Origin of the sequence: Duganella lactea, from assembly GCF_009857505.1 — a bacterium.
Lineage (GTDB): Bacteria > Pseudomonadota > Gammaproteobacteria > Burkholderiales > Burkholderiaceae_D > Rugamonas > Rugamonas lactea.
In genome coordinates this window covers 1-7044 of record NZ_WWCP01000072.1, presented here as the reverse complement: position 1 = coordinate 7044, position 7044 = coordinate 1, and the positions used below count along the sequence as shown (strand labels likewise).

The 7044-nt window shown below is 62.4% G+C and carries 9 protein-coding genes and 1 rRNA gene; 4 read left to right on the top strand and 6 right to left on the bottom strand.

Features of this window, described 5'->3' with window-relative positions; genetic code table 11:
* On the top strand, positions 1-272 hold a 272-nt coding region (locus GTP44_RS27735; RefSeq protein ID WP_229256669.1), incomplete at its 5' end, for a hypothetical protein.
* Here the strand turns inward: GTP44_RS27735 and GTP44_RS28090 are convergent.
* Both GTP44_RS28090 and GTP44_RS28085 read right to left on the bottom strand, forming a co-directional pair.
* Positions 232-942: a YbfB/YjiJ family MFS transporter gene (locus tag GTP44_RS28090; protein ID WP_308494398.1), complete on the bottom strand. Its 711-nt coding sequence runs from the start codon at positions 940-942 to the stop codon at positions 232-234. The two genes, GTP44_RS27735 and GTP44_RS28090, sit on opposite strands and share 41 nt — an antisense overlap.
* Positions 897-1433 (bottom strand): YbfB/YjiJ family MFS transporter, encoded by a 537-nt coding sequence (locus tag GTP44_RS28085; protein ID WP_308494397.1) that lies wholly within the window; start codon positions 1431-1433, stop codon positions 897-899. Before GTP44_RS28085 ends, GTP44_RS28090 begins: the two co-directional genes overlap by 46 nt.
* An 81-nt stretch (positions 1434-1514) precedes the next feature.
* Between GTP44_RS28085 and GTP44_RS26475 the strand changes: the two genes are divergently transcribed.
* Positions 1515-2120: a TetR/AcrR family transcriptional regulator gene (locus tag GTP44_RS26475; RefSeq protein WP_161021760.1), complete on the top strand. Its 606-nt coding sequence runs from the start codon at positions 1515-1517 to the stop codon at positions 2118-2120.
* On the opposite strand, the gene GTP44_RS26470 is transcribed toward GTP44_RS26475, so the two are convergent.
* Positions 2110-2382, bottom strand: coding sequence for an SDR family NAD(P)-dependent oxidoreductase (locus GTP44_RS26470; RefSeq protein ID WP_161021759.1), 273 nt, complete (start codon positions 2380-2382; stop codon positions 2110-2112). The two genes, GTP44_RS26475 and GTP44_RS26470, sit on opposite strands and share 11 nt — an antisense overlap.
* Positions 2383-2568: 186 nt before the next feature.
* On the opposite strand from GTP44_RS26470, the gene GTP44_RS26465 reads away from it, so the two are divergent.
* Positions 2569-3465 (top strand): AraC family transcriptional regulator, encoded by an 897-nt coding sequence (locus GTP44_RS26465; protein ID WP_161021761.1) that lies wholly within the window; start codon positions 2569-2571, stop codon positions 3463-3465.
* 81 nt (positions 3466-3546) lie between these two features.
* Positions 3547-4065, top strand: a complete 519-nt coding sequence (locus tag GTP44_RS26460; RefSeq protein ID WP_161021758.1) for a porin family protein — start codon at positions 3547-3549, stop codon at positions 4063-4065.
* Here GTP44_RS26460 and GTP44_RS26455 read toward each other — a convergent pair.
* From GTP44_RS26455 to rrf, 3 genes are all read right to left on the bottom strand, one after another.
* A complete protein-coding gene (locus tag GTP44_RS26455; RefSeq protein WP_161021757.1) occupies positions 4062-5504 on the bottom strand; it encodes a DUF3482 domain-containing protein in 1443 nt (480 codons plus the stop codon). The genes GTP44_RS26460 and GTP44_RS26455 overlap by 4 nt on opposite strands.
* The gene (locus tag GTP44_RS26450) at positions 5501-6865 is read right to left on the bottom strand and encodes a DUF2868 domain-containing protein (RefSeq protein ID WP_161021756.1); all 1365 of its coding nucleotides are present in this window, start codon (positions 6863-6865) and stop codon (positions 5501-5503) included. Before GTP44_RS26450 ends, GTP44_RS26455 begins: the two co-directional genes overlap by 4 nt.
* A 59-nt stretch (positions 6866-6924) precedes the next feature.
* Positions 6925-7037 (bottom strand): 5S ribosomal RNA (gene rrf, locus GTP44_RS26445).
* Positions 7038-7044: the final 7 nt, after the last annotated feature.

The window sequence follows — 7044 nt, the reverse complement described above, 5'->3', positions numbered from 1 at the left end:
GTATTTCTACTGAATATTTCTTTGTTGAGCATTTAATGCTTTTTGTTGCAGCACCAAATGCCCACACTTATCGACTGTTAATTTTTAAAGATCATTCTGTGTTGCTAGCTGAAGAAGCGTTTTGTTCATCAGCACAGAAGCGAGATTATGAAGCATTTGATTTATCTCGTCAACCCCTCGTTTTTTACTGCATCGCTTTGTTAGTGACACAGTGTTTCGCGAGGGACAGAATCATACCAAGGCCCCCACCGGTTTGGCAAGGGCTTTTTTGACACCATCGGCAACCAGGGCCATCACCAGCGCGCCGGCGCCAATGCCCATCAACAGGCGGTGATTGCCGCCGCTTTGCGCGAACACATAGGAATAGGTATAGCCGGCCAGCGCCTGGAACAAGGCAAACACCGTGGTCGCCTTGCTCCACGCTACGTTCTGCGCGTGCACATCTCCGTTCAAGATGCGCTGCACACGGCCCAGCGTGATCGGCACAATGCCCGGAGGGAAGGAACCAATCACCAGCGTCGCCGCCAGCAACACCATATGGCTGGTGGAGAACATCATCAACACGATCACGCCCACCTGCAGCCAGATCGTCAGGTGGCTGGTCAACGCCGGCCCGGCGCGATCAGACAGCGCGCCATACCCCATGGGCCCGATGATCGCGCCAACGCCGTACACAATCCAGAACACGGCCGCCGTGTGCGTGCCCCAGCCCAAACCGCGCGCCACGTAGTCGACCAGGAACACCATCATCGGCACCAGCCCGATCGCCATCAGCGCGTATTGCGCATACACCAGATTTAGCGCACCGCGCACCGCTGCCTGCGCCGCCGCGTTCGGCTCACCCATCGGCACATGCGTATGCACCGCATGCGGCCAGCACCACCAACTCGCCCCACTCAGCAGCAGCGACAGCACGCCCAACCCCAGCCAAGTCGCGCGCATGCCCATGTCCAGCAGCAGCGGCCCACCGTGCCCGAGGCGGCAATCCCCAGGCCGACGCCAAGGAAGATGGCGCCGCTGGCCATGCCCTTGCGGTGCGCCGGAACATGCGGCAACACCGTCATCGCCACCAGCACCATGATGATGCCGCCAGAAATACCCGACAGCAGCCGCCAGCCAAAGAACCAACTCACCGACAGCGGATACGCGCAGGCAAAGAATGCCGCCGACGCCAGCAGCATCATGGCGCGCAACGTCGACCGTGCGCCGTAACGACGCGCCGCCGGCCGCCCCACCAATGCGCCGATCAGGTACCCGGCCAGATTGGCCGCGCCCAGGTAAATCACATCCTTGGCGGCAAACCAGTGCGCGTCGATCATGGGCGGGATCAGCGGCGTGTAGGCGAAGCGCGCCAGGCCGATGCCCACCAGGCTGGCGCACAGCCCGGCAAATATGGCGCGCGTGATCACACCACGGTCTTCAGCGGTATCCATGGGAATTCCCTCAAATCGTCATCATGTTTGACAGCATAGTCAAAATTGACATACCTGTCAAACATGGAGATAATTTCCGCCATGGCAGGCATAAAACAATTCAACGAAGATGAAGCGCTGGAGCAGGCATTGCATGTGTTCTGGCGCAAAGGCTATGGCGACACCTCGATGCCGGATCTGGCGAAGGCCACCGGTGTGCAGCGCGGCTCGCTCTATCACGCCTATGGCGACAAGCAGAACATCTTCCTGCTGGCGTTCGCGCGCTATCAACGGAACTACCTCGACATGGTGCGCAGGCATTTGCAACTGGACGATCCGGTGGCCGCGCTGCGGGCTTACTTTGCGTATGTGATCAGCTCCATGTCCATCCCCGTGCCGCAGGAAGACGGCACGCCATCGTCCCACACGCGCGGCTGCCTGACGACCAAGATCGCCACCGATGAAACCGCTATGGACGAGCCGGTGCGCGCCGCGTTGCGGGATATGCTGGACCGACTGGCGGCGGCGCTGGAAGAGCGGCTATCGCGGCCGGACGCGAAAAGCCGCCTGACCCTGCCGCCCAAGGATGCCGCGCGCCTGCTGGTTTCCTTCACGCGCGGCAATGTGGTGATGGAGCGTATCTACCATGACCAACAAAACCTGCAAGCCACGGTGGATAGCATGCTTGAGGTGCTGTTTAAGCGTTGATCACCACGTCCACGCGTTTGTGGACGTCCTCGGCAAACGCCAGGAACTCGCGCATCTCGTCCGGCTGATTAACGTCCAGCGCGAACCACTCGGCCGAGCCGCCGGCCTGACGGATTTCCGTCACCAGCGCGTGCAGTTTGCTGGAGCGACGCGCGCCCAGCACCACATGATGGCCCTCGCCCGCCAGCTGACGGGCTGTCGCGGGACCGCATCCCCGGCAGGCGCCGGCAATCAGAATTACTTTGCGATGAACTTGAGTCATGATGCAGTCCTTTCCTGGCCATTCACACAGGCTGCATCTTACGGACGAATGGCCATGCTGCGAATGCACATGTCTATGTAGTTCTTGCCTAATCCTATGGATCGCGTCAACAACGGTAGCGATCCAAGCCGGAATCATGGATCATTCCTATTCATCACCGACACCAAGGAGTGCAGAGTGGAACGCATGATTGCCCTGCATATGCAGTTGGCGCGCACCGAAGGCTATACCGAAACCCTGGTGGACGACGTGCGCCTGACACGCGCCAACCAGAGCGTGACCAAGTCGCCGGCCATGTACGATCCCTGCATCGCGATCGCACTGCAGGGCCGCAAGCGCACCTATTTCGGCAACGACATTCTGCAGTTCGACGCCGACCACTACCTGGTGGTGGCGGTGCCCATGCCGTTCACCGCCGCCACCGAAGCGAGCGAGGAGCATCCCTTCCTCGGCCTGTCGATCCGCATCGACCGCACCACGCTGGCCGACCTGATGTTCACCATCGACCAGACCGACAACGAAGTGTCCGCCATGCCCAAGGGCATGATGACCACGCGCATGGACGAGCGCCTGCGCGACACCGTGCTGCGCCTGCTGGAAGCCCTGAACTCGCCGCTGGAAGCGCGCGTGCTGGGGCCTGGCATCGTGCGCGAGATCTGCTACCGCGCGCTGATGGGTGAGCAAGGCGCGGCCATGCGCGCGGCGTTGACCAGCCAGGGCCAGTTCGGCCGTATCGCCAAAGCCTTGCGCCGCATCCACGCCGACTATTCGGCCAGCATCGATGTCGGCACACTGGCGGCGGAAGCCAATATGAGCGTGCCGGCCTTCCACGTGCACTTCAAATCGGTCACGCACTGCTCGCCGATTCAGTACCTGAAGTCAGCGCGCCTGCACCAGGCGCGGCTGCTGATGGCGCGCAACGACATGACCGCGCAAGCCGCGTGCGCCCAGGTCGGCTACGAAAGCCCATCGCAATTCAGCCGCGAATTCAAGCGCTACTTCGGCCGCAGCCCGAGCGAAGAGGCCACCGCCATGCGCCGTTTGCTCATGGTCCAGCCCGTTGAATCATCAAGGTTGCTTTAAAGATAATTTGGAGCTAGTATGCGACCTGGCATTGCCAAATAGAAATGCCAGCTTCGCAATTTCACCTTATCAGGAGCATCCATGCGACTTCTCATCAGTATTGCGGCGCTTGCCGTGGCCACCGCGTCTGCGCCGGCATTGGCGTTTGAACCTGGCGCCTATGTCAGCGTTGATGGCGGCCGCGCCTCGGTATCGTCCAAATACGCGGACGACAGCAACGATGTCGCCCTCGGCGCCAGCCTGGGCTACCAGTACACGCCCAACCTCGGCTTTGAAGTTTATACGCGCGGCCTCAGCCTCAATCCACTGCGCGGCGCGTTTCAGCCAGCCGGTTACTATCCAGACGAGCACTATGGCCTGGCCGTGCTGGGCACCGCCAACCTGAACGAAAACTTCCGCCTGTTTGGTCGCGCCGGTATCGGCCGCACCAAGATGGAAAGCAACCGCAGCGCGCTGGGCAGCAAGGATGAAACTGATCCAGTGGTCGGCGTCGGCATCGGCTACGCGTTCAACAACAACTGGTCGGTCAACCTGGAAGCCACCTACCTGACCAAGACCGAAGTCAACCTCGTCTCGTTCGGCGTGCGCTGGAAGTTCTAATCGGCTGTCACGCCGGGATACAGCTGCGCCAGCACCGCCGACACCATCTGCTGGAGCACCGGCGCCAGAGGCGTGGCCGCATCATCGCGGCGCGCCTGCTTCCACAGCGTGGCCAGCGTGGCCTCATGCCGCGTCACCACCTGCTCCACCGCGCTTTGCCAGAAGGCCGGCGCTTCGCTGTCGACAAAACTGCCGCGCCCACGGCCGAAGTGGGCCACGGCCAGATAGCGCAGGATGCCGGCCACCACCAGCGTGCGCATGAAGGCGTCGGTGAATTGCATGGTGGTCTGGTGACGGTCGGTGCCGGAATTGAAGCCCCACGCGGCGCCGGCGAAAGTCAGCGCGCCGGCCAAGCCGCCCAATAAGGCGCCGCCGCCGAGCGTCAGGCCGCCGGCCATCACGTCCGCCGACAAACCGGTGGCGGCGCCGGAAATCATCGCCCCCAGCAAGCCGGCTTGTGCCTTGTCGATTGGCGCGCGTACCGAGAAATGTTCGCGCACTTGCGCGTTGATGTCGGCGGCGCCGGCCGGGTCCAGCTGATGCAGCACCAGCAAATCGTGGGTCATCTCTGCGGTGCGCAGATTGAGACGCGCGACCAGCTCGCCCATGGCCTGATCTTGCCGCTGCTGTTCGGCGTTCTTGCCGATGCCAACCACCTTCAGCGCCGACTTCAGCAGGCTTTTGCCCTCTTCCGGCAATGCCTCGCTATCACGGGCGGCGGCCAGCAGTTGCTCAGACAGCAGTTGCATCGAACGCTCATAGCGCTCCGCGTTGCGCACCTGCCATGCGGCGAACAGACGCGCATACGCCGGCTGCTGTTCCGCGTTCACCAATCCGGCTAGCGCCTGATAAAACACCCGCTCATGCACCCAGCTGCGCGCGAAGGCATCCAGCGCGAGCACTTCGCGCACCGCCACATACTGGCGCAGATGATCGCGCCAGCGCGCCTGGTCCGCCTGTTCTTCCGCCAGCGGGCGCGGGCGACCGGTCTGGTTGAGTACCACCACCACCGGCTTGCCCAGCCATTCCAGGATTTTCATTTCGGCCGGCACATAGCCGGCGTCCTGCGGATCTTCCGCCGAGTTCACCAGATACAGCACGATGTCGGCGCTGTCGCGCGCGGCGCGCAAAGCCTGCTGGCTCAGCCAGAACGGCCGGTCGCGATAGCGGTCCAATACCTCGCGCAGGAACCAGCCGATCGGATTGCCCGACTGCGCCAACCGTTTCTGCAAACGCACCGAGTCCCCGAAGCCGGGGGTATCCCACAGCTGCAGCACATCGCCTTCGGGCGTGGTCAGCAGCGTGTGCGGCTCCGAGAGAATCGTCACGTGGGCGGCGTCGCGCACCTCGCCGACATCGACGCCCATCAGCGTCCGCGCCAGCGTGGTCTTGCCGTTGTTGGTGTGCGAAATCAGCGCCAGTTGGATCGTTGTGCTCATGCCGGCGCCTGCAAGTTGATGACGGTGGCGGTGGTGCGATGGAAGCGGCAGAACTCCTGCCACAAGGCGATGCGCTCAGCCAGCCGCTCCGGCCCCATGCGTTCCAGATATGCGGACTCATCCAGCAGCACGGTCACGCCGCGCGGCAGCGCTTGCGATAACGCGTCGAGGAAGGCGCCGTGATTTTCCCGCTCCGGCGTGGCGGTGAGATTGAATAGCGCGACGGTCGCGGTGACGTCAGCGTCGTCGCTGACTTGCGGCATTTCACCATAGGCCGTGGACGGCCGCAGCATCAACCGTCCCTGCTCACCGAACGTCGAGACGGCCACTTGCTGCAAGCCGCGATGGCGTTGCTCGTCGATCGTAAAGCTGTACGGCAGCACGCGCAGCGTGCCACCTTGCGACAAGCCCATCGTATCGTTCAGTTTGCGGAAGTATGGCTGCTCCAGATCCAGCGGGAAGTGACGCGCCTGACGCGACGCCTGCCATTGTGAGTACACCGCCAACAACAAGCGCGGCACAATCACCAGCAGCAGAATGGTCGCGGCATACAGATGCACCCAAAGCGCACCGCGCTGCGCGGCGGTGGTTTGCGGGAAGCGCAGCGCTTCGATGTCTGCCAGCGTAAAGCCTTGCAGATGAAACAGCGCCGTGGCCGGTGCAAACAAGGTGGACAGCAGACTGTGGACCTGCGAGGCGTCGAGGAAGGTGCTTTCCCAGCCGGCCGCGTATTGCGACAGCAGGCCGCGCGCATACAGCGAAACGAGTGCGCCGGTAGCGAACGCAGCCGCGCTCAAATGTACGCTGCGGCTCAGGCGTGCGGCGTTCAGCCTGGCGCTGAGTTGTGACCACTCGCGCAGGAAATCCATCACCGCGGTCGACAGCGCGGACGGCAACTTGCGCGGCGCCTTCAAGCGGTGCGGCACGCGCTGTCGCGATGGAATGAACAGCCAGACCAGCAAGCCAATATACACCAGCAGGTTCCAGCCAATAATCAACAACAGCGGCGCCGACAGCAAATCAACCCGATGCGGATCGGTAATGCGATCGAGACCGGCGCCGAGCAGCAAGCCGATCAGCGGCAAGGCCCAGGCCAGCGGCTGCAAGGGACTGCGTTGTTTGAGGAAGCCGGCAAACGCGGCATGGCGTTCAGCCAGGCGCTTGAGGATTTGTTCGGCGCGTTGTTGGAGGAAATCGTCGCCGGTGGCTTCGGCCTTGCGGTCGGCGGCGCGCCACTGGGCCAGCTCGCGCGCGCTGCGGCTGGCGTACATGCGATCATCGTCGCTGAGGATTTCCTTGTTGTGATCGGCGGTCTCGATGGCACGGACCAGCACGACGTCTCTCGCGGTGTGTTCGTTCATGGGAACGATTGTAAACGCAAAAAGGCCCGCACTATGGCGGGCCTCCTCACATATAACTAGCTTGACGATAACCTACTTTCACACTGGTTGCAGCACTATCATCGGCGTAGAGTCGTTTCACGGTCCTGTTCGGGATGGGAAGGGGTGGGACCGACTTACTATGGTCATCAAGCTTTGAC